The organism is Ruminococcoides intestinale (assembly GCF_040095935.1).
GTDB classification, from domain to species: domain Bacteria; phylum Bacillota; class Clostridia; order Oscillospirales; family Acutalibacteraceae; genus Ruminococcoides; species Ruminococcoides intestinale.
The window spans coordinates 131,110-151,676 of sequence record NZ_JBBMFQ010000002.1; the positions used below are offsets into that span (position 1 = coordinate 131,110).

General features: G+C 43.7%; 17 protein-coding genes. 16 read left to right on the top strand and 1 reads right to left on the bottom strand.

Going from position 1 to position 20,567, the window contains the following annotated elements; all coding sequences use genetic code 11:
• Window positions 1–22 precede the first annotated feature (22 nt).
• The 16 genes from dut to hydF all read left to right on the top strand — a co-directional run bounded on the left by dut (window position 23) and on the right by hydF (window position 17,814).
• Complete coding sequence (gene dut / locus WMO31_RS04345; protein WP_015523026.1) at window positions 23–463, top strand: dUTP diphosphatase; 441 nt, start codon at window positions 23–25, stop codon at window positions 461–463.
• 110 nt (window positions 464–573) lie between these two features.
• Complete coding sequence (locus tag WMO31_RS04350) at window positions 574–1,584, top strand: rod shape-determining protein (RefSeq protein WP_015523027.1); 1,011 nt, start codon at window positions 574–576, stop codon at window positions 1,582–1,584.
• 74 nt (window positions 1,585–1,658) lie between these two features.
• The gene (mreC, locus tag WMO31_RS04355; RefSeq protein WP_304013129.1) at window positions 1,659–2,480 is read left to right on the top strand and encodes a rod shape-determining protein MreC; all 822 of its coding nucleotides are present in this window, start codon (window positions 1,659–1,661) and stop codon (window positions 2,478–2,480) included.
• A complete protein-coding gene (locus tag WMO31_RS04360; RefSeq protein ID WP_303675296.1) occupies window positions 2,477–2,980 on the top strand; it encodes a hypothetical protein in 504 nt (167 codons plus the stop codon). Before mreC ends, WMO31_RS04360 begins: the two co-directional genes overlap by 4 nt.
• A gap of 23 nt (window positions 2,981–3,003) precedes the next feature.
• On the top strand, window positions 3,004–5,025 hold the full coding sequence (locus tag WMO31_RS04365; protein ID WP_303675295.1) for a peptidoglycan D,D-transpeptidase FtsI family protein: 2,022 nt from the start codon (window positions 3,004–3,006) through the stop codon (window positions 5,023–5,025).
• A gap of 297 nt (window positions 5,026–5,322) precedes the next feature.
• Window positions 5,323–6,063, top strand: a complete 741-nt coding sequence (locus tag WMO31_RS04370) for a septum site-determining protein MinD (RefSeq protein ID WP_015523031.1) — start codon at window positions 5,323–5,325, stop codon at window positions 6,061–6,063.
• A 72-nt stretch (window positions 6,064–6,135) separates the two neighbouring features.
• The gene (gene mgsA, locus WMO31_RS04375) at window positions 6,136–6,531 is read left to right on the top strand and encodes a methylglyoxal synthase (RefSeq protein ID WP_015523032.1); all 396 of its coding nucleotides are present in this window, start codon (window positions 6,136–6,138) and stop codon (window positions 6,529–6,531) included.
• 116 nt (window positions 6,532–6,647) lie between these two features.
• Window positions 6,648–7,940, top strand: coding sequence for a histidine--tRNA ligase (gene hisS / locus WMO31_RS04380; RefSeq protein ID WP_117519533.1), 1,293 nt, complete (start codon window positions 6,648–6,650; stop codon window positions 7,938–7,940).
• Between the two features lie 68 nt (window positions 7,941–8,008).
• Window positions 8,009–9,787 (top strand): aspartate--tRNA ligase, encoded by a 1,779-nt coding sequence (gene aspS / locus WMO31_RS04385; RefSeq protein WP_367999276.1) that lies wholly within the window; start codon window positions 8,009–8,011, stop codon window positions 9,785–9,787.
• A 16-nt stretch (window positions 9,788–9,803) separates the two neighbouring features.
• A complete protein-coding gene (locus WMO31_RS04390) occupies window positions 9,804–10,589 on the top strand; it encodes a zinc ribbon domain-containing protein (protein ID WP_367999277.1) in 786 nt (261 codons plus the stop codon).
• A 217-nt stretch (window positions 10,590–10,806) separates the two neighbouring features.
• The gene (locus WMO31_RS04395; protein WP_304005100.1) at window positions 10,807–12,048 is read left to right on the top strand and encodes an SPFH domain-containing protein; all 1,242 of its coding nucleotides are present in this window, start codon (window positions 10,807–10,809) and stop codon (window positions 12,046–12,048) included.
• Window positions 12,049–12,125: 77 nt separating this feature from the next.
• The gene (locus tag WMO31_RS04400; RefSeq protein ID WP_367999278.1) at window positions 12,126–13,250 is read left to right on the top strand and encodes a TFIIB-type zinc ribbon-containing protein; all 1,125 of its coding nucleotides are present in this window, start codon (window positions 12,126–12,128) and stop codon (window positions 13,248–13,250) included.
• On the top strand, window positions 13,247–14,065 hold the full coding sequence (locus WMO31_RS04405) for a TPM domain-containing protein (RefSeq protein WP_294440362.1): 819 nt from the start codon (window positions 13,247–13,249) through the stop codon (window positions 14,063–14,065). Before WMO31_RS04400 ends, WMO31_RS04405 begins: the two co-directional genes overlap by 4 nt.
• Before the next feature lie 89 nt (window positions 14,066–14,154).
• On the top strand, window positions 14,155–15,207 hold the full coding sequence (gene hydE / locus WMO31_RS04410) for a [FeFe] hydrogenase H-cluster radical SAM maturase HydE (protein ID WP_367999279.1): 1,053 nt from the start codon (window positions 14,155–14,157) through the stop codon (window positions 15,205–15,207).
• Window positions 15,200–16,627 carry a [FeFe] hydrogenase H-cluster radical SAM maturase HydG gene (gene hydG, locus WMO31_RS04415; protein WP_367999280.1) on the top strand — a complete coding sequence of 476 codons (1,428 nt, stop codon included), beginning with the start codon at window positions 15,200–15,202 and terminating at the stop codon, window positions 16,625–16,627. Before hydE ends, hydG begins: the two co-directional genes overlap by 8 nt.
• An 11-nt stretch (window positions 16,628–16,638) precedes the next feature.
• A complete protein-coding gene (hydF, locus tag WMO31_RS04420; RefSeq protein WP_367999281.1) occupies window positions 16,639–17,814 on the top strand; it encodes a [FeFe] hydrogenase H-cluster maturation GTPase HydF in 1,176 nt (391 codons plus the stop codon).
• Between the two features lie 834 nt (window positions 17,815–18,648).
• On the opposite strand, the gene WMO31_RS04425 is transcribed toward hydF, so the two are convergent.
• Window positions 18,649–20,295 (bottom strand): AMP-binding protein, encoded by a 1,647-nt coding sequence (locus WMO31_RS04425; protein ID WP_367999282.1) that lies wholly within the window; start codon window positions 20,293–20,295, stop codon window positions 18,649–18,651.
• Between the last annotated feature and the right edge of the window lie 272 nt (window positions 20,296–20,567).

Genomic DNA, 20,567 nt, shown 5'->3' on the forward strand with positions numbered 1-20,567 from the left:
AGGAAATGAAGGATGGTAAACTATGACTGTTAAAATAAAAAAGGTAAAAGACAATGCAAAAATCCCGAAAAGAGCCACAAACGGTTCTGCCGGTATGGATTTATATGCTTGCATTGACGAAAAAATCACAATCAATCCGGGTCAGCTTGTGCTTGTTCCTACAGGTATAGCAATTGAACTTCCCGACAACAGCGTTGCCGCATTTCTCTATGCAAGAAGCGGTCTGGGAATCAAGCACGGCATCTGCCTTTCAAACGGTGTGGGTGTTGTTGACAGCGATTACCGTGGAGAAATCTGTGCAGGTCTTTGCAATGTTTCGGACAAGCCTTATGAGATTGAGCCGTTTGAAAGAATCTGTCAGATGGTCATCGCTCCTGTTGTTCCGTGTGATGTTGAAGAGGTTACGGAGCTTGGCAACACAGAGCGTGGCGAGGGCGGTTTTGGCTCAACGGGTAAAAAATAAAAGAATTTCGACAATTTATCATTGCCCTTATTTGTGAAAAGATATATGATAAAAGTATACTGCCTGAGTAAAATACATTTGGGTATTACAGCGTAAAAGGAGGCTGTGGGATGTTTTCGTTTTCAAAGGATATAGGAATTGACCTTGGAACTGCAAACACTCTTGTTTGTCTTAAAGGAAAGGGAATAATTTTGCGTGAACCGAGCGTTGTCGCAGTTGATATGCGTACTGACGAGGTTCTTGCAGTCGGCTCACAGGCAAAAGAAATGATTGGCAGAACTCCCGGTTCCATAGTTGCGGTTCGACCGCTCAAGGACGGTGTTATTGCCGATTTTAAAATAACCGCAAAAATGCTTCAGCACTTTATCAAAAAGGCGGTGAAACCCGGAATTTTCAGCAAGCCGAGAGTTATAATCTGTATGCCTTCGGGTGTTACCGAGGTTGAGAGAAAGGCTGTTGAGGATGCCGCATATCAGGCAGGTGCAAAGCCTCCCGTTGTTCTTATCGAAGAACCGATGGCTGCCGCAATCGGCGCAGGTATGCCCGTTGACGAACCGTGCGGAAGTATGGTTGTTGACATCGGCGGAGGCACAAGCGAGGTTGCCGTAATTTCTCTCGGTGACATTGTAACAGCCTGTTCTGTAAGAGTTGCCGGAGATAAGTTTGACGAGGCGATTTCAACCTATGTCAAAAGAAAATATAATCTTCTCATCGGTGAAAGAACTGCCGAAGACATCAAAATGAAAATCGGCTCCGCATATCCGGGTGAGGAAGAAAAAAACCTTGTTGTCAAGGGCAGAAACCTTGTTGACGGACTTCCCAAGGACATTACAATTTCCTCAGCCGAGGTCAGAGAGGCTCTTGCCGATCCGCTTGCAACAATTGTTGAGGCAATCAGAACCACTCTTGAAAAAACTCCGCCTGAGCTTTCTGCCGACATAATCGACCACGGTATTATGCTCACGGGCGGCGGTGCGTTACTCAAGGGACTTGATATGCTTGTTATGCAGCAGACGGGTATGCCTGTTCACATTGCCGAAAGACCGCTTGACTGTGTTGTTGACGGTGCAGGCAAAAGACTCGGCAAACCGCTCGGTGTTCAGTACAAGCACGACAGATAATAAAAATCGACAAAGTAAGGTCGGGCAGATTGAAAAAACACCGCCCGACCGTATTTGTAATATAAATATGAGATATGAGAAAATTTTTACATAATAAAAACTCAAAAATTTTGATAATTACACTCGTCATACTAACTGTGATGAGTGTTTTCTCTCATAACGGCAGTAACATTTTTTCGGGTGCGGTAAACACGGTTACAAAAGGACTTTCAACGCTGACCGCAGGTGCGGCGTCTTCCAATAAGTCAAAGGAAGAACTTGAAAAAGAAAACGAACAGCTTAAAAAGGAAAATGCCGAACTTCGTGAACAGCTTGTTGACTACCTTGACGCCAAGGAAGAAAATGCAAAGCTGTGGAAATATTATGAGCTGAAAAAAGAAAATCCGTCATACGACATTCTTCCGGCAGGTGTGCTGAGAAGGGATGCGAACGATGATTTCTACTCGTTCACTCTTGACAAGGGTTCAACAGACAATGTGGAAAAAAATGATCCCGTAATCACGGAAAACGGTCTTATCGGCTGGGTGAGTGATGTTGAACTCACAACCTGTCGGGTAAGAACAATTCTTTCGCCCGACACCAAAGCGTCTGCAATTGACAAAAAGACTTCCGACAACGGAATCATAAGCGGAAACGCTGAATATTGTGATGATAATCTCACCTGTCTGACAAAGATTGCAGAGAACAACAAAATCAAAGTAGGCGACATTGTTGTAACCTCGGGAACAGGCGGAGTTTATCCGAAAAATCTCATAATCGGCAAGGTTAAAGAACTGAAGTTCAATTCCTATGACACAACCCGTTATGCTGTTGTTGAGCCGTATGAGGACATCCGCACCGTGACTTCTGCCGCAATTATTACCGATTTTGACGGCAAGGGCGAGGTTAAAAAATGATGAGAGCTTCAAGAACTTTTTTTCGATTTTTCGGTTATTCCCTGCTGTTAATAATTCTGTATGTTTTTCAGGGCTCGGTTTTTGCAATTCCCGAAATTTTCGGCGGCAGACCGCTTATGTTGATTTCACTTGCACTCTGCATTGCTTCTTTTGAAAACACTTTGCCGTCGGTAATTTTCGGTGCGTTGTGCGGTGTGCTGACGGATATTTCATTTGACGGCAGTATCGGCTATTTTGCCTTTGCACTTACGATTGTCTGCTATGCGGAAAACTTTGTATTCAGCAAATATTTTGTACCGTCATTTGTTACCGTTATCGTGTTTTCGTTTGCGGCGGTGATGACGGTAATGTTGGTTTATTATCTGCTGTTCGTTTTGATTGCAGGGCTTGACAGCGGTTGCGTGTTGTTTGTACGGCACTACATTTCAAGAATACTTTACACATTCGCCGTGACAATTCCGCTGTATTTTCTCACGGCATTTTTAAACAAAAATCTTTAATCTTTGTGAAAGGGAGGTTCGGTATGAGATTCGGCAAAAGCAGAAAAAACGGCAAAAAAAGTAAAAAGAGCAGAACAACAGTCTGCATAATAATAACAGCCGCAATTTTTGCAGGCTTTGCAATCAGGCTTGTCGATTGGCAGCTTGTACAGGGAAAAAGCTACAAGAGTCTTGCCGCAAAATCAACGGGATATACCGAAAAAACCGACGCAACAAGGGGCGAAATCGTTGACCGCAACGGTGTAGGTCTTGTTGTAAACACCACAAAGTATAAAATAGTCCTCAACAAGCCTTATATTGAGGAGGACAGGCTTGACGGAATTTTACTTGAACTTGCTGATATTCTCACAAAAACAGGAGATGCAAGAACAGATTCATTGCCGATTTCGGTCGGCTCGGACGGCAGTTGCGTTTATAAAACAAGCCGTGAAGAAGATGCGGAAAAACTTCTGTCATCGGATTTTCTTGACATGGACAGGAACACAAGTGCCGATGATTGCTTTGACGCACTTTTAAAACGCTACAAAATTTCCGACAGGTTAAGTCTAAGTCAAAAAACAACGCTCGTTTCAATTCATTACAATATGGAACTTGAAAATTATTCAAATTCAAATCCGTATGTTTTTGCCGAAAATATCAGCCGAAGTGCCGTGAATGCCGTCAGCGAAAATACTCAGGGTGTGAGCGGTGTTGAAATTCAGACCTACCTCACACGAGGTGCTTCGGATCCCGACCTTGCACCGCACATTCTCGGCGCACTCGGTTCGTTGTCGGAGGATGAATACAATGAGCTGAAAAAACAGGGCAAGAGCTATTCCTATGATGATAAGATAGGCAAATTCGGAATTGAACTTGCCTGTGAAGATGACCTCAAAGGCAAGGGCGGAACAAGGGTTATTCAGCGAAATGCCGACGGAACTCTTGTTGAAAGCATTGAAACCGAGAGTGCAAAACCGGGTAACACGGTCTACCTTACAATTGATTCAAAATTGCAGAAAACCGCTGTAAAATCGCTTGAAGAAAATGTCAAAGCGGCAAAACAGGCAGGCAAGGAATCGGGACAGAAAAATAACGGTGAGGACTGTGAAACAGGTGCAGTTGTAATGCTGTCGGTCAAGGATTTTTCGGTACTTGCGGCGGCAAGCTATCCTACATATGATTTGAACAGGTACAGCGAATACGGCTCGTACTATGTCAAACTTTCCGAAAACAAAAATTCTCCGATGTACAACCGTGCAACAGTCGGAACATTCGCCTGCGGTTCGGTGTTCAAGCCGTGTGTTGCGGGTGCGGCTCTTGAGGAGAAAATCATAACCGATAAAACGAAAATCTACTGCAAACAGGACTATGATTTTTACCCTACCAATGTGGTAAGATGTATGCACTATCATGGCAGTCTTGATGTAACGGGCGCAATTGAACAATCGTGCAACTACTTTTTTGCCGACACGGGCAGAAGGCTCGGAATTGAACCGATGTATCTGTATGCGCAGAAGTTCGGGCTCGGCGAATATACGGGTGTTGAAATTGAGGAGTCAAAGGGAACTCTTGCAGGCAGAGACAGCACAGATTGGCAGGTCGGCAACACGGTTTCAGCCGCAATCGGTCAGTCCGACAACGCATTTACTCCCGTTCAGCTTGCAACCTATGTTGCGACAATCGCCAACAACGGTGAAAGACTCAAAACACACATTGTTGATAAAGTTACAAATTATGAGCGGACGAAAACCGTAAAATCGACAGCTGTTGAAAGCTACGGTGATTGCGGAATTTCAAAGAAGAATCTTGATATTGTTCGCAAGGCTATGCTCGGCGTTACTCAGGACGAAAACGGCACGGCAAATTATATGTTCGGTGATTATAAAGTTAAGGTTGCCGCCAAAACAGGTACGGCTGAAAACTCGGGCTCAGACCATACAACATTCATTTGCTATGCTCCGTATGAAAAGCCCGAGGTCGCAATTGCCGTTGTAATCGAACACGGTGCAAAGGGCAGATATTCAATGCAGGTTGCAAAGGATTTGCTGGACGCATATTTTAATTGAAAATTGAAAATGGAAAATTGAAAATTATGGTCGAGAATACGATATGTTAAAAGATAAAACAAAAATCCCGACCGTATAATGGCTGAACGACCAAACATAAAAACCAAACATAAAAAACTTATTTTTTGCTTTTAGCATTAAAAATCAATGAAATTATTGTGCAAACCGTTAAAAATGAAGAATAATTTTATTAACTATCACTAAAATATCAACAAAAATTTTGGCTGATAAAAATAATGTTCGTTTCTTGCTCTTTAACGGATTTTGTGATAGAATATAGCAGAGGTAGAATTTATTATGGATAATGTTATAGTTGTAGCGTCGGGAAAAGGCGGAACGGGTAAATCAACCGTCTGCATTTGTCTTTCCGTTGCTCTTGTAAAGCAGGGCAAAAGAGTCTTGCTTATTGATTGTGACTGCGGAATGCGTGGTCTTGACATTATGCTCGATATGGAGCAGGACATAATTTTTGATGCGTCGGATGCCGTATGCGGCAACTGTACATTCGGTGAGGCTGTTTACAAAAGCAAAAACAATGAGAACCTCTACCTTATGGCGGCTCCCTTTGACACCGAAAACGAACTCAGTCCCTCGGTGTTTACTCAACTTGTCAACTCAGTAAAGGACAGCTTTGATTTTGTCCTTATCGACTCCCCTGCCGGAATCGGTTCGGGCTTTGAAACTGCGGCGGCTCCTGCCGACAGAGCCTTGATTGTTACCAATGCAGAGCCGACGGGTGTGCGTGGTGCGGTTAAGGTGAGAAGAAAGCTTGAGTCAATGGGAAAAACAAATATTCGACTTGTTATCAACCGCTTTGACCGAAAGCTTTTTACACAGCTCGGTTTTTATGAAGACCTCGACAGCGTTATTGACGCAACACAGACACAGCTTATTGCGCTTGTGCCGTTTGACATCCGTATTTCGGTGATTGTTCAGCGAGGTGTTGCCGGACTTAACTGGAGTGCGGCGGCGTCCGTTTTTGACTGTCTTGCACAGAGGCTTGAGGGAAAACATATTCCCCTTGCGTTCAAAGGGTAGTTTGTGCGGGGTATTTTGAGTTAAAGTTTTGAAACTAATTTGATATGAAATAAATGTCTGGAGGAAATATATATGAATATAGCCCTTATAGCTCATGATGAAAAAAAGGAACTGATGGTGCAGTTCTGCATTGCTTACTGCGGTGTTCTCAGCCGCAACAACCTTTGCGCCACCGGCACAACAGGCAAAATGGTGTCAGAGGCAACAGGTCTTACAATTCAGAAATTCCTTGCAGGCTCTCAGGGCGGAAGTCAGCAGATTGCGGCAAGAATTGCGTGCAATGAAATTGATATGCTTCTCTTTTTCAGAGATCCGCTCAATCCAAAGCCGAACGAGCCTAACGATATGAATATGCTCCGTCTTTGCGATATGCACAACATTCCGGTTGCAACAAATATTGCAACTGCCGAGGTGCTTATCCACGGTCTTGAAAGAGGCGACCTTGACTGGAGAAATATTCTCAAATAATTTAATTATTTTCGCTTTACATATCGGGTGGTGTAATACTGCCCGATTGTTGTGTTTTTTAGGGAAATTTTTTCGTTTCCCTTTTCTATAAAAGATTGTAATTTTCGGAGGGAAAAATGGCACTTATAACCAAGAAAATCAAGGGTACGGAAGATGTTCTTCCGAAGGAAAGCTACAAATGGCAGTTTGTTGAAAAGATTATGCGTGAGGAGGCTCGCTCCTACGGTTTCAGAGAAATCAGAACTCCCGTGTTTGAACACACAGAGCTTTTTGCCCGCGGCGTTGGTCAGACAACCGATGTTGTTCAGAAAGAAATGTACACATTCGACACAAAGGGCGGCGAAAGCGTAACACTTCGCCCCGAGGGTACATCCGGTGCGGCAAGAGCCGTTCTTGAACACGCTCTTGAAAACGAAGGACTTCCGATTAAGGCAAGCTACTTTGTTTCATGCTACCGATATGAAAAGCCACAGGCAGGCAGACTTCGTGAGTTCCACCAGTTCGGTATTGAGGAGTACGGCACACAGGACCCTGTTGCCGATGCAGAGCTTATCAGCCTTGCAAGCTCCGTAATCAACAGACTTCAGCTTGACAGCGTTCATCTTCAGATTAATTCTATCGGCTGTCCGACCTGCCGTGCGGAATATCACAAGGCTTTGAAATCATATTTTGAGGGTTATAAGGACAAGCTGTGCGACACCTGTCTTTCCCGTCTTGACAAAAACCCGATGAGAATTCTCGACTGCAAAAGTCCTATCTGTTCCGAGATTGCAAAGGACGCACCTAAGATTACAGACTATCTTTGTGACGAGTGCAGAAACCACTTTGACGCAGTTCAGAAATATCTTGATGACGCAGGCATTGAATACACGGTTGATCCCACAATTGTAAGAGGTCTTGATTACTATACAAAGACAGTATTTGAGTTTGTAACCGATTGTATCGGTGCTCAGGGTACTGTTTGCGGCGGCGGTCGTTATGACGGTCTTATCGAGGAGCTTGGCGGTAAGCACCTTCCCTCCCTCGGTTTCGCAATGGGTATGGAAAGACTTCTCATGGTAATGGATAAGCAGGGCATTGAGATTCCCGACAATGACGAGTGTATGCTCTACATTGCAACAATGGGCGATGCCGCAAAGGTTAAGGCTTTTGAGCTTATCAAACAGGTTCGCAGCTGCGGAATGATTGCCGAAACCGATGTTATCGGCAGAGGACTTCGTGCTCAGATGAAGTATGCCGACAAGATTGACGCAAGATATTCAATCGTTTTGGGCGACAACGAAATCGAGCAGAACACAGCCAAGGTCAAGAATATGGAAACAGGCGAAACAGCCGAGGTTACTCTTGACGGGCATTTCATGGAGAAGTTCATCGAAATTCAGCTTTCCGACGAACAGAAAAACAAGTAATAAAAGAAAATTTTCGGTCGGTCAGGCATTGTGAGATGCCGACCGATTCATATAAAGGAGCATATACAATGGCAGAATTTATGACAGGAATGAAGCGTACCGATTATTGCGGAGATCTGCGTATCGGTGATGTCGGCAGAGAGGTAACTGTCTGCGGTTGGGTACAGCGTTGCCGTGACCTCGGTCAGCTCATTTTCATTGACTTGCGTGACCGCACAGGCATTGTTCAGCTTGCATTCAATGACAAAACAGACAAAGAAATTTTTGATAAGGCATTTTCATGCAGAAGTGAATTTGTTCTTGCCGCAAAGGGTGTTGTTTGTGAAAGAAGTTCAAAAAACAGCGAAATCCCCACAGGCGATATCGAGGTTGTTGTAAGCGATATGCGTGTGCTTTCAAAGGCACAGACGCCGCCTTTTGAAATTGTTGACGATACAAATACAAACGAAGAGTTAAGACTTAAATACCGTTATCTTGACCTTCGCCGCCGTCCTCTTCTCAACAATCTTATGATGAGAAGTAAGATTGCAAAGGTTGCAAGAGATTATTTTCACGACAACGGCTTTGTTGAAATTGAAACTCCTATGATGATCAAGTCAACTCCCGAGGGCGCAAGAGATTACCTTGTTCCGTCAAGAATCCACAACGGCAAGTTTTATGCTCTTCCTCAGTCACCGCAGATTTACAAACAGCTCCTTATGCTTTCGGGCTTTGACCGTTACATTCAGCTTGCAAGATGTTTCCGTGACGAGGATCTTCGTGCAGACCGTCAGCCTGAATTTACACAGATTGATATGGAGCTTTCATTTGTTGATGTTGATGAAATCCTCGAAATCAACGAGGGCTTTTTCAAAAAGCTTTTTAAAGAGGTTTTAAACATTGACCTTGAGGAGCATTTCCAGAGAATGACCTACAAAGAGGCTATGGAAAGCTACGGTTCGGACAAGCCCGATATCCGTTTTGACATGAAGATTCAGGACATTTCGGATCTTGTTAAGGACTGCGGTTTCAGCGTATTTACAAGCGCAATTGAGAATGGCGGTTCTGTAAGAGCAATTGTTGCCAAGAATGCGTCGTCGGTTTACACAAGAAAAGAAATTGACAAGCTCACAGAATATGCAAAGGGCATCGGCGCAAAGGGACTTGCCTATGTAAGGTGGGTTGACGAGCCTAACGCATCATTCAAGAAGTTTATGAGTGAAGAAGAGCTTTCGGCAATTTACGAAAGACTCGGTGCGGAAAAGGGCGATGTTATCCTCATCGTTGCCGACAAGAACAGCACGGTTCTTTCAACACTCGGCGCACTCCGTCTTGCTGTTGCAAAGCGTCTTGACATTATCCCCGATGTATTCAAGTTCCTCTGGATTGTTGACTTCCCGTTCTTTGAATATGATGAGGAAAGCGGCGAATGGCTTGCAATGCACCATCCGTTCACAATGCCTAAGGAAGAGTGCCTGCAGTACCTTGACACAGATCCGTCAAAGGTTATTGCAAAGGCTTATGACCTCACACTCAACGGTGTTGAGCTTTCAAGTGGTTCAATGCGTATCACAGATTACGAACTCCAGCAGAAGATGTTCAAGGCTTTGAAGCTCACCGATGAAGAAATCGAAGCAAAGTTCGGATTCCTTGTTGAAGCCTACAAATACGGCGCACCGCCGCACGGTGGTATGGGCATCGGTCTTGACCGTGTTACAATGCTTATGTGCAAGGCTGACAGCCTCCGTGATGTAACAGCATTCCCGAAGGTTCAGAATGCAAGCGAGCTTATGTCTGCGTGTCCGGCAGAAGTTGATGATGAAAGCCTTGAGGTTCTCGGAATCAAGGTTGTCAACAAAGAAGACTGATTAAGGGTACAATTATATGAGTCCGGATACAATTGCAATAATCATCTCTGTGTCGATAGTCGTACTTGCAATAGCAATTATAGTTACGGTAATTGTCAGTAAGATAAGACATCTTTCAAGAACATTGTTCGGTACAAGCTCCCTTATTGAGGGCATTCAGGGCGTTAAAGAGGATCAGGAGCAAATGCGTGAAACTCCCCGTTCGCTTCACGGAATGACCTCGGTTTATATGCCAATGATAAAAAAGGATTTTCCCGAGCTTGATGTTGAGCAGTATATGAACAAAACCCGTTCACTTTTGCGAAACTACTTTTCGGCGGTTGAGTCAAAAAGGCTCGGCGTTATTGCGGAGGAGGTCACTCCGAATTTTACAAACTATGTTCAGGGAATTATTGACCAGCTTTCATCTGTTGCAAATACACAGCACTATGAGGATGTCAATATTTACGATGTTCAGATTGCCCGCTATATAAAAAACGGTGCAACGGTAACGATACTTTTTGAGGCGTCTGTCGGTTACTTTTCGTATGTTACCGATATGAACAACGAGGTGACCTTCGGCAGCAGAGAGGACAGAATGCAGACAATCTATGAGGTTGGGTTGATGTATGTTCAGGACGCTGACCGGCTTCATAACAGAGCAACCGCTCTCGGAGTGAATTGCCCCAACTGCGGTGCTCCCGTAAAAACGCTGGGAGAAAAATTTTGTCAGTTCTGCGGAACTGCAATAAAAGAAATTAACATTCGTTCGTGGAAGTTTAATTCCGTAAACGAACAGACACTTCAACAGAGAAAATTCTGAAAGTTTGACGGTCGGGTTGTCAGAGCCAAATGCCCTCTTCCCGACCGTCTTTTTGCATTATTTATGATGGCAAAACATTGGAACAATAAAAAAACATATGCCATTCAGCCTGTTTTTTAATAATAGTATTGAAATTTTTCTTCAAACATATTATTATTAGTGTAACAGCAATATCTGAAAAATCAGCTATAAGCTACAAAAATTAAGGAGTTAAATTATGGGTATTATTAAAGCAGCGATAAATGCAGTCGGAGGCGGACTCGCAGATTCATGGCTCGAGGTCATTGAACCGTCCCCCATGGGCGACAACACCCTCATCTGTCCCGGTCAGCTTGTTTCGCAGAACGGCAAAAGTCAGAACAAAAAGGGTTCTGAAAACATCGTATCAAACGGTTCTGTAATTCATGTTTACGATAACCAGATGATGATTCTTATTGACGGCGGTAAGATTGTTGACTTTACTGCAGAGCCGGGTTATTTTAAGGTAAATAACAGCTCAATGCCGTCACTTTTCTGCGGTCAGTTCGGTGATTCGATCAAGGAAACTTTTAACCGTATTAAGTACGGCGGAATCCCCTCACAGGCTCAGAGAGTTTTCTATATAAATCTTCAGGAAATCAAGGGTATTCCTTTCGGAACATCAACTCCCGTAAACTACTTTGACAATTTTTACAATTCAGAGCTTATGCTCCGTGCTCACGGTACATATTCAATCAAGGTTGTTGAGCCGTTCAAGTTCTATCAGGAGGTTATTCCGAGAGAGGCTGTTACGGAAAACAAGTCTGTTGATTTCGCAGATGTAAGAGCACAGTATAACGAGGAGTTCGTCGGCGCTCTCGGTTCTGCAATCAACCAGTATTCCGCCGACGGTGAGAGAATCAGCTTTATCAAGTCAAAACAGCGTCTTATCGGTCAGTATATGGCACAGACGCTTGATGAGGAATGGACACAGGCTCGTGGTATGGAAGTCTTTGCCGTTGGTATGGATGTTTCCTACACAGAGGACAGTCAGGAACTCATCAATATGCGCAACAAGGGCGCAATGCTCTCGGACGCAGCAGTTCAGCAGGGCTATGTTGCAGCCAATATTTCAGAGGGCCTTAAAGATGCCGGCTCAAATGCAAACGGTGCAATGGCAGGCTTTATGGGCATGGGCATGGGTATGAATGCCGGCGGAAATATCATGGGCGGTTATCAGCAGAATCCGCAGTACCGTCAGCAGCAGCCGACTCAGCCACAGCAACAGGCTCAGCCGCAGCAGACTCCCGCTCCGCAGGCAGGCGGTGCAGCCGCAGGCTCATGGACTTGCTCATGCGGTGCGGTAAACACAGGCAAGTTCTGCTCGGAGTGCGGTTCAAAGAAGCCCGAGGCTCCAAAAAAGCGTTTCTGCACAAACTGCGGATATGAGCTTTCTGCAAATGCAAAGTTCTGTCCCGAGTGCGGTACAAAGGCAGAATAATCTGAATTTTAAGTACAAACAATCCCTCTTCTCAAACGGAGGGGGATGTTTCAGAATTTAATTATAAGGGGTAAGTTATGGCAACTGTAAACTACACCTGTCCGAACTGCGCCGCTCCGCTGAAATTCAATCCCGATAAGCAGATGTTCAGTTGTGAATACTGTATGTCCGATTTTACGGAAAAGTATGTTCAAGATTTTTTTGCCAAGAAGGAGCAAAAAGAGAACAGCGCAGAAAAGCAGGAGAAAAAGGAACAGGAAAAGGCTAAAGAGAATGCCGCCAAGCAGGCGCAGAGCAATGACAGCGCACAGGCAGAAAACAAAACTGAGGAAGAGGCTGTTATCTACAACTGCCCAAGCTGCGGTGCTCAGGTTGTTACAACAGCGTCAACTGCGGCAACAACCTGCTTCTATTGTCAGAATCCTGTTGTTCTCGGCGGCAGACTTTCGGGTGAATTTAAACCCGACCGTGTGATTCCGTTCAAGCTTTCAAAGCAGAAGGCAATTGACAAGTTTCTTGAAATGTGCAAAAGGAAATGGTTTTTGCCGAAGAATTTTGTCAGCGAAAAGCATTTTGACAAACTCACGGGTGTGTATTTTCCGTATTGGTATGTTGACGAACAGCGTAGCGCACAGATGGTTGCAAAGGGCGAAAAGGTTCGTTCGTGGACTGTCGGAGATGACCGTTACACGGAAACAAAGGTTTTTGAGCTCCACAGAGCAGGCAATCTGATTGTAAATAATGTTTTTGAAAGAGCGTTAAAAGGTCAGGACAGAGATATGCTCCAATGCGTACACCCTTACGATTTGGGCGAGGCTCACCCGTTTGCAATGTCCTATCTTTCGGGTTTTCAGGCAGAAAAGCGTGACATTGAGCAAAATGAGGTTGCACAGGCAGTTCAAACAAGAATCAACGGATACTGTCAACAGCTTATGAAAGACACGGCAAGTGGATACAGTGCCGTTCAGATTCAGAACTACAACGATAAAATCGACCTTGAAAATTGGAACTATACCCTCTTGCCCGTTTGGGTTGTAACCTATAAATACAGGGGTAAAATTCTGCCGTTTGCAATTAACGGTCAGACGGGCAAAACCTACGGTGAGCTTCCTACCTCCGCAGGAAAGCTTATTGCTTTCGCTGCAATTATTGCCGCAGCGCTTATGGCACTCGGCTTGTTGGGAGGTCTGTTGTTCTTATGATGAATGTGACAAAAAGACTTTCCGCAATACTTGCGGCTATGATTATGGTTTTCTGCACTCCGCTCTTTGTTTTTGCGGCGGGACAAACAGAACTCCGTGATGACGCCGAACTGTTTACCTCGGAGGAAGAAACACAGCTTCAGGCGGAACTTGACGCTTTTGCTCAAAAAACCGGCTGGGTTGCGGTTATCTATACTAACAACGAGGGCAAAACCGAGGACGATATCAAACCGTTTGCAAACCGTTATTATGCCGACAAATACGGCAAAACTACGGCGGGCGTTATACTCACGATTGATATGAAGGGCAGAGCAATCGACTTCAGAACAAAAGGCGATGCGATGTATTATTTCGGCGATGGCCGTGTTAATACTCTTCTTGATGATGTTCAGCGTGATATGAAGCAAGGCAACTATTACAGTGCTGCCGAACAATTCCTCTATTATGTTGACCACTACTATGACGAGGGTATTGACGATGACGAGTCAAACGAAAATATTGATTTGCAGGAAAAAGAGGATAACAAATTCCTCTATGTCGTAAAGCATTACGGCATTGTCATTGCAGGCGGTTCAATTATTGTTGCCGTTATTGTTGTTATTGTAGTGAAAAATCGTTACAAGCACAACGGCAAAGCAGGAACTTATGACCTCAAGAAAAACAGCAAGACTATGCTTACCGACAAGAAGGATATCTTCCTGACAAAGCATGTTTCCGTTACGAGAATCCGTAGTGATTCCGACAGCTCGGGTGGTTCATCAAGCAGCTCCTCCGGTGGCGGCGGTTCATCGGGCGGCGGAAGCAGAAGCTTTTAATGCTGAAAACTATTAGAATTTTACGGAGAATGCTGTATTCTCTGTTTGGGGGCGGCAGAAATGCCGTCCTCTTTTAATGTGAAAAAATTATGAGGAATATTGAAATTATTCAAAAACTGAATACCATGCACACAGCCTGTGAAAGCGAAATTTTACAGCTGATTACAACTTACGACGAAAAAGATTTTGAATATCTTCGCAAATGTGCAAGAGATACTGCCGACAGAATTTTCGGCAACAAAATCTATATCCGTGGCTTGATTGAATTTTCGAGTATATGCAAAAATGATTGCTTTTACTGCGGACTTCGCCGTTCAAACGGGAATGCCGTGCGTTACCGACTTTCAAAGGATGGAATTCTCTCATGTTCCCAAAACGGACACGAACTCGGATTCCGCACATTTGTGTTGCAGGGCGGTGAGGACGGATTTTTTACAGATGATGTAATGTGCGGCATTGTGTCGGAAATAAAAAATAGATTTCCAGATTGTGCCGTAACGCTATCGCTTGGCGAAAGGTCGTATGAAAGCTATCAAAGACTTTTTGACAGCGGCGCAGACAGATATCTTCTCCGTCACGAAACAGCCGACAAAAAACACTATTCCATGTTGCATCCGCCCGAAATGTCACTTGAAAACCGAATGCAATGCCTGTATAATTTAAAGAGAATAGGTTATCAGACAGGTGCAGGATTTATGGTCGGCTCACCGTTCCAAACTCCCGAAATGCTTGTCAAGGATTTAAAATTTATTGAAAAATTAAGTCCCGAAATGTGCGGAATAGGTCCGTTTGTACCGCACAAAGACACAAAATTCAAAAATGAAAAACGTGGCGATGTAAGCCTTGTGCTTATGTTGCTTTCAATAATAAGGCTTTTAAAGCCGAACATTCTTTTGCCGGCAACAACCGCCTTAGGTACGGTCGATCCGCTTGGTCGGGAAAAGGGCATTCTTCACGGTGCAAATGTTATAATGCCCAACCTTTCACCCGTTAAGCACAGAAAAGATTACTCGCTCTACGATAACAAAATCTGTACGGGAGACGAAGCGGCACAATGTATCGGCTGTCTTGCAGACAGAATGAAAAAAATCGGCTACGAAATCGTAACTGACAGAGGAGATTATACAGAGAATTATGATTAGATACGATAAAAATTCGCTGAAAGCGGAGGAGTTTATCAATGACGGGGAGATTCTTGATTCCCTGAAATTTGCCGATGAAAATAAAAATAACCTTGAACTTGTCGATAAAATAATCGAAAAGGCAAGGCTCAAAAAGGGTATCAATCACCGTGAGGCAAGCGTTCTTTTAGCTTGTGAAGATAAAGAGAGAATCGAAGAAATCTACAACCTTGCCCGTCAAATTAAGAAGGATTTTTACGGTGACAGAATTGTTATGTTCGCCCCTCTCTATCTTTCAAACTACTGCGTAAACGGCTGTGTCTATTGCCCGTATCATGCAAAGAACAAGCACATCTGCCGTAAAAAGCTCACACAGGATGAGGTCAGAAAAGAAGTTATCGCACTTCAGGATATGGGACACAAGCGTCTTGCAATTGAGGCAGGCGAAGATCCCGTAAACAACCCGATTGAGTACATTCTCGACTGCATAAAGACCATTTATTCGGTCAATCACAAGAACGGTGCAATCAGACGGGTTAATGTGAACATTGCCGCAACAACCGTTGAAAATTATAAAAAGCTCAAGGAAGCCGGAATCGGCACATACATTCTTTTTCAGGAAACCTACAATAAAGAGAGTTATGAACAGCTCCACCCAACAGGTCCCAAGCATAACTACAATTACCACACCGAGGCAATGGACAGAGCTATGCAGGGCGGTATTGATGATGTGGGAATCGGTGTGCTTTTCGGGCTTGAGCTCTACCGCTATGAACTTGCAGGACTTCTTATGCACGCAGAACATCTTGAGGCTGTTCACGGCGTCGGTCCACACACAATCAGCGTTCCCCGAATCAAGGCGGCAGACGACATAAATCCCGATGATTTTGACAACGGAATTGACGATGAAACCTTTGCCAAAATAGTCGCAATTATCAGAATTGCAGTTCCCTACACGGGTATGATTATTTCAACCCGAGAGAGCGAAAGCGTTCGCAAAAAGGTGCTTGAACTCGGCATTTCTCAGATCAGCGGAGGCTCACGCACAAGTGTAGGAGGATATGACAAACCCGAATCGGAAGAAGAAAATTCGGCTCAGTTTGATGTTTCCGACAACCGCAGTCTTGATGAGGTTGTAAGGTGGCTTATGAATCTCGGCTATATTCCGTCATTCTGCACCGCCTGTTACCGTGAGGGCAGAACGGGCGACCGCTTTATGTCGCTTTGCAAGAGCGGTCAGATTCAGAACTGTTGCCACCCCAACGCCCTTATGACGCTTGAAGAATATCTCGTTGATTATGCAAGCGATGATACAAGGAATGTCGGTCAAAAACTCATTGAACAGGAACTCGAAAAAATCCCCAACGAAAAAGTCCGCACCATTGCAAAAGAACATATTTTTGACATAAGAAACAACAATAAAAGAGATTTCAGATTTTGACGGAGGGCGTAATGGGAATGAATGATACACCGTCGTCGGAACGACTGCACATCGGATTTTTCGGCAGACGAAATGCAGGAAAATCAAGCGTTGTGAATGCGGTCGCAAATCAAAATATGTCGCTTGTATCGGACAAAAAAGGCACAACAACCGATCCTGTGGAAAAGACAATGGAGCTTCTTCCGCTCGGTCCTGTTGTGATAATCGACACGGCAGGCTTTGATGACGGAGGAACTCTCGGCACAATGCGTGTTGAACGCACAAAAGCCGTGCTGAACCGTGTTGACATTGCCGTGCTTGTGGTTGACGGAACAATCGGAATGACCTCGATTGAAAACGAACTTGTATCGCTTTTTGAGGAGAAGAAAATTCCGTATCTTATTGTGTTCAACAAATGCGATTTGCTTGACAATACTACTGACGGTAAAATTTTTGTAAGTGCAAAAAACAACACGAATATCGAACTTTTAAAGGATAAAATCGCAAAAGTTGTAAACGCACAAAAATCCGATAAAAGGCTTTGCGGTGACCTTGTTAATAAAAATGACTTTGTTGTGCTTGTAATCCCGATTGACTCCGCCGCCCCGAAGGGCAGAATAATTCTTCCGCAGCAGCAGGTTATCCGTGATTTGCTCGACAGCGGAGCAATCCCTGTTTGTGTGCGTGAAAGCGAACTTGCCGATACTCTGAAAAATCTCGGTACAAAACCAAAGCTCGTCATAACCGACAGTCAGGTATTTAAGCCTGTTTCGGAGATTGTGCCGAACGATATCAAACTGACCTCGTTTTCAATTCTTATGGCGAGGTACAAGGGGTTTCTGAAAACTGCCGTAAACGGTGCAAGGGCAATTGAGTCGCTTAGTGACGGTGACAAAATTCTCATCAGCGAGGGCTGCACTCATCACAGGCAATGTGATGACATCGGCACGGTAAAACTTCCACGATTGCTGAAAAATTACACGGGTAAAAATTTTGAAATCGTGACAAGCTCAGGCAAAGACTTCCCGAATAATTTGTCGGAATTTTCACTTGCAATCCATTGCGGTGCGTGTATGCTCAATTCAAGAGAGATAATCAGCCGAATGAACCGTTCGATTGAAAGCGGAGTTCCGTTCACAAACTACGGAATCGCCATAGCCTATATGCGTGGAATTCTCGACCGTTCAATTGAAATGTTTGATGTATAAAATAAAAATTCGGTATGTAAAAATACACACCGAAACAGATTGACATATTAAAAAATTGATGTTAATATATAAGTAAGGAAACGGCTTTAGCTGTTTCGCAATTGGGATTTATTATTTCAAAATCGCTCTGTATTGCAGTACAGGGCGGTTATTTCTTTATGCATAAAACTATAATAGTTACTAACAAAGTAAAACAGATTATGTATTCCACGCAAACACCCCCTTCCATGAGGGTAGTCTTGCGACCGCCGCCAGTGGCGGAAAAAGGGAGCATAGCGCTGTCTGAAATAACGAGTATAAGGAAGTGCATTTATGCACAACGAGATACGACTATATTTCAGACTGGACAGCCGCCGCCATTTCCTTACAGAGTTATTTTAACAAATATATTGTTTGTTTTCAAGACGGAAGTTTGTGTTTTGTAAAATAAAATCGGCATGCAAAATCACACACCGAAACAGATTGACATAATTAAAAATTGATGTTAATATATAAGTAGGGAAACGGCTTGAGCTGTTTCGCTAGTACAGTTTAATTGTTTTTCAACAACCGTCTTGTGCTGCAACACAGGGCGGTTATTTCTTTATATTCTTAATGACTTCATTAAAAGCCACAAAAACAATTGCAAGTACAAATAAATATGTAATCTCTGCCATTGGAATATACACCTCCTTTCCAGAGGTGTCGAAACAGCCGCCGCCGTTTCCTTACAAAGTGATTATATCAAATATATTGTTTATGTTCAAGTGCCGATTGTATATTACATAGCATCTGTAAATTTGCAATATTATTCTAATAAAGGCAATCCTACTTTACCGTAAGATTGCCTTTATTTTATGCTTTGTGATTTTCTCTTAAATCCGTTCTCTTGATTTTTCCGCTGATTGTTTTTGGGAATTCATCGACAATTTCAAGGTGCTGAATCCACTTGTAGCTTGCCATACGCTTGTTGCAGAATGTTTTGATTTTGTTTTCAAGCTCCTTATCATGCGGTGCGCCGTCTGTCATCTTGACAATCGCCTTAATTGCCTGACCTCTGTCTTTGTCCGGAACACCTATAACCGCACATTCAAGCACATTCGGATATTGCATAAGAACATTTTCAACTTCAAACGGACCTACTCTGAAGCCTCTTGTTTTGATAAGGTCATCGGCTCTGCCGACATACCAGAAATATCCGTTCTCGTCCTTATATGCCGTATCGCCCGTGTGATATACACCGTGTCGCCACACCTTTTCATAAAGATTTTCGTTGTTATAGTATGTGATGAAAATTCCGTGCTGTTTTCTGTCCTTTGGAGGGAATACAACAACTTCGCCGACCTCACCCTGCTTAACCTCGTTGCATTCATCGTCAACAATTCGTACATCATAAAGCGGAGTAGGCTTGCCCATTGAGCCTGCAATCGCCTTGTCCCCTTTGAGATTTGCAAGCATAAGAACCGACTCGGTCTGACCGAAGCCCTCGCAAAGTTCAATTCCCGTCTGCTTAAACACCTCTTCAAAAACTTCATTGTTGAGTGCCTCGCCTGCTGTTGTAAGGTGAGAAAGTGCGGAAAGGTCGTACTTGTTCATACCTCTTTTAATGAAGTATCTGTAAACTGTCGGCGGTGCGCAGAAGGTTGTAACCTTGTACTTTTCCATTATACGCAACAGCTTGCCCGGAGAGAATTTGTCAAAGTCATAGACCATAACAGCTGAACCGCAGAGCCATTGACCGTAGATTTTGCCCCATGACGCTTTTGCCCAGCCTGTTTCGGCAACGGTGAGGTGAAGTCCGCCGTCTTTTACACATTGCCAGTATTTTGCCGTGATAATGTGTCCGAGTGTGTAGATATGATTGTGTTCAACAGCCTTAGGATAGCCTGTTGTGCCTGAGGTAAAGTAAATTACCATAGGCTCTTCTGCTTTTGTTTCAACTCTTTCAAGGGTATCGGGAGCGTTTTCAACTTCTTCGGTAAAATCAATCGCACCGAAAATTTGCTTTCTCGGAACAAAAACGGTTTCAAGCGTGTTCGGCTGAGATGCAACCGCAAGCACATCTTCGGCGGTAGTTTCATCGGGAGTGCAGACAGCTGCCTTTATCCCTGCCGTTTTAACACGATACGAAATGTCGCTTTGAGTCAGAAGATTTGTTGCGGGAATAATAACCGCACCAAGCTTGTGGAGTGCAGGGGCAACATACCAGTATTCGTAGTTTCGTTTCAGAATAACAAGAACCTTGTCGCCCTTTTTAATGCCGTGATTTCTGAAAACATTTGCAGCCTTGTTGCTCAGTCTGCTGATGTCGGAGTATGTGAAAATCTTTTCCTCTTTTTCGGGATTTGTCCACACAACTGCCGTGTCATTCGGCACAAGTTCTGCCATTTTGTCAACAACATCATAGCCAAAATTATAGTTTTCGGGAAACACAAGTTCAAAGCTTGTAAGCTTTCCGTTTTCGTCGGTAGTTTCTTTACAGAAATTTTTGTATAACTGCATTTTTTACATCCTTATTTAAGTCGTTTTTTTGGTTTGCCTTTTCAATTAATATTGTATAACACAAACCCTTTTCTATACAATACCGCCCATTATGAAAAAACACGGACTAAAATTTATAATTATTCATCCACGGAATGTAGCTATCCAAATTTGCATAACACTATCCGCATATCGGTATATTGTGGATAACAGGAGCAAATTATTAACATTTTCAACACATTTATTCACATATTGTTTCAAGGAGTTGAAAGCCGTAAATCTGAATATTATAC

Bases quoted from the DNA above. Each gene is read 5' to 3' on its own strand.
- WMO31_RS04350 (WP_015523027.1), top strand. From the start codon at position 574: ATGTTTTCGTTTTCAAAGGATATAGGAATTGACCTTGGAACTGCAAAC.
- WMO31_RS04390 (WP_367999277.1), top strand. From the start codon at position 9,804: ATGAGTCCGGATACAATTGCAATAATCATCTCTGTGTCGATAGTCGTA.
- dut (WP_015523026.1), top strand. From the start codon at position 23: ATGACTGTTAAAATAAAAAAGGTAAAAGACAATGCAAAAATCCCGAAA.
- mreC (WP_304013129.1), top strand. From the start codon at position 1,659: ATGAGAAAATTTTTACATAATAAAAACTCAAAAATTTTGATAATTACA.
- hydF (WP_367999281.1), top strand. From the start codon at position 16,639: ATGGGAATGAATGATACACCGTCGTCGGAACGACTGCACATCGGATTT.
- WMO31_RS04405 (WP_294440362.1), top strand. From the start codon at position 13,247: ATGATGAATGTGACAAAAAGACTTTCCGCAATACTTGCGGCTATGATT.
- WMO31_RS04365 (WP_303675295.1), top strand. From the start codon at position 3,004: ATGAGATTCGGCAAAAGCAGAAAAAACGGCAAAAAAAGTAAAAAGAGC.
- WMO31_RS04395 (WP_304005100.1), top strand. From the start codon at position 10,807: ATGGGTATTATTAAAGCAGCGATAAATGCAGTCGGAGGCGGACTCGCA.
- WMO31_RS04425 (WP_367999282.1), bottom strand. From the start codon at position 20,295: ATGCAGTTATACAAAAATTTCTGTAAAGAAACTACCGACGAAAACGGA.
- WMO31_RS04400 (WP_367999278.1), top strand. From the start codon at position 12,126: ATGGCAACTGTAAACTACACCTGTCCGAACTGCGCCGCTCCGCTGAAA.
- WMO31_RS04360 (WP_303675296.1), top strand. From the start codon at position 2,477: ATGATGAGAGCTTCAAGAACTTTTTTTCGATTTTTCGGTTATTCCCTG.
- mgsA (WP_015523032.1), top strand. From the start codon at position 6,136: ATGAATATAGCCCTTATAGCTCATGATGAAAAAAAGGAACTGATGGTG.
- hydE (WP_367999279.1), top strand. From the start codon at position 14,155: ATGAGGAATATTGAAATTATTCAAAAACTGAATACCATGCACACAGCC.
- hisS (WP_117519533.1), top strand. From the start codon at position 6,648: ATGGCACTTATAACCAAGAAAATCAAGGGTACGGAAGATGTTCTTCCG.
- aspS (WP_367999276.1), top strand. From the start codon at position 8,009: ATGGCAGAATTTATGACAGGAATGAAGCGTACCGATTATTGCGGAGAT.
- WMO31_RS04370 (WP_015523031.1), top strand. From the start codon at position 5,323: ATGGATAATGTTATAGTTGTAGCGTCGGGAAAAGGCGGAACGGGTAAA.
- hydG (WP_367999280.1), top strand. From the start codon at position 15,200: ATGATTAGATACGATAAAAATTCGCTGAAAGCGGAGGAGTTTATCAAT.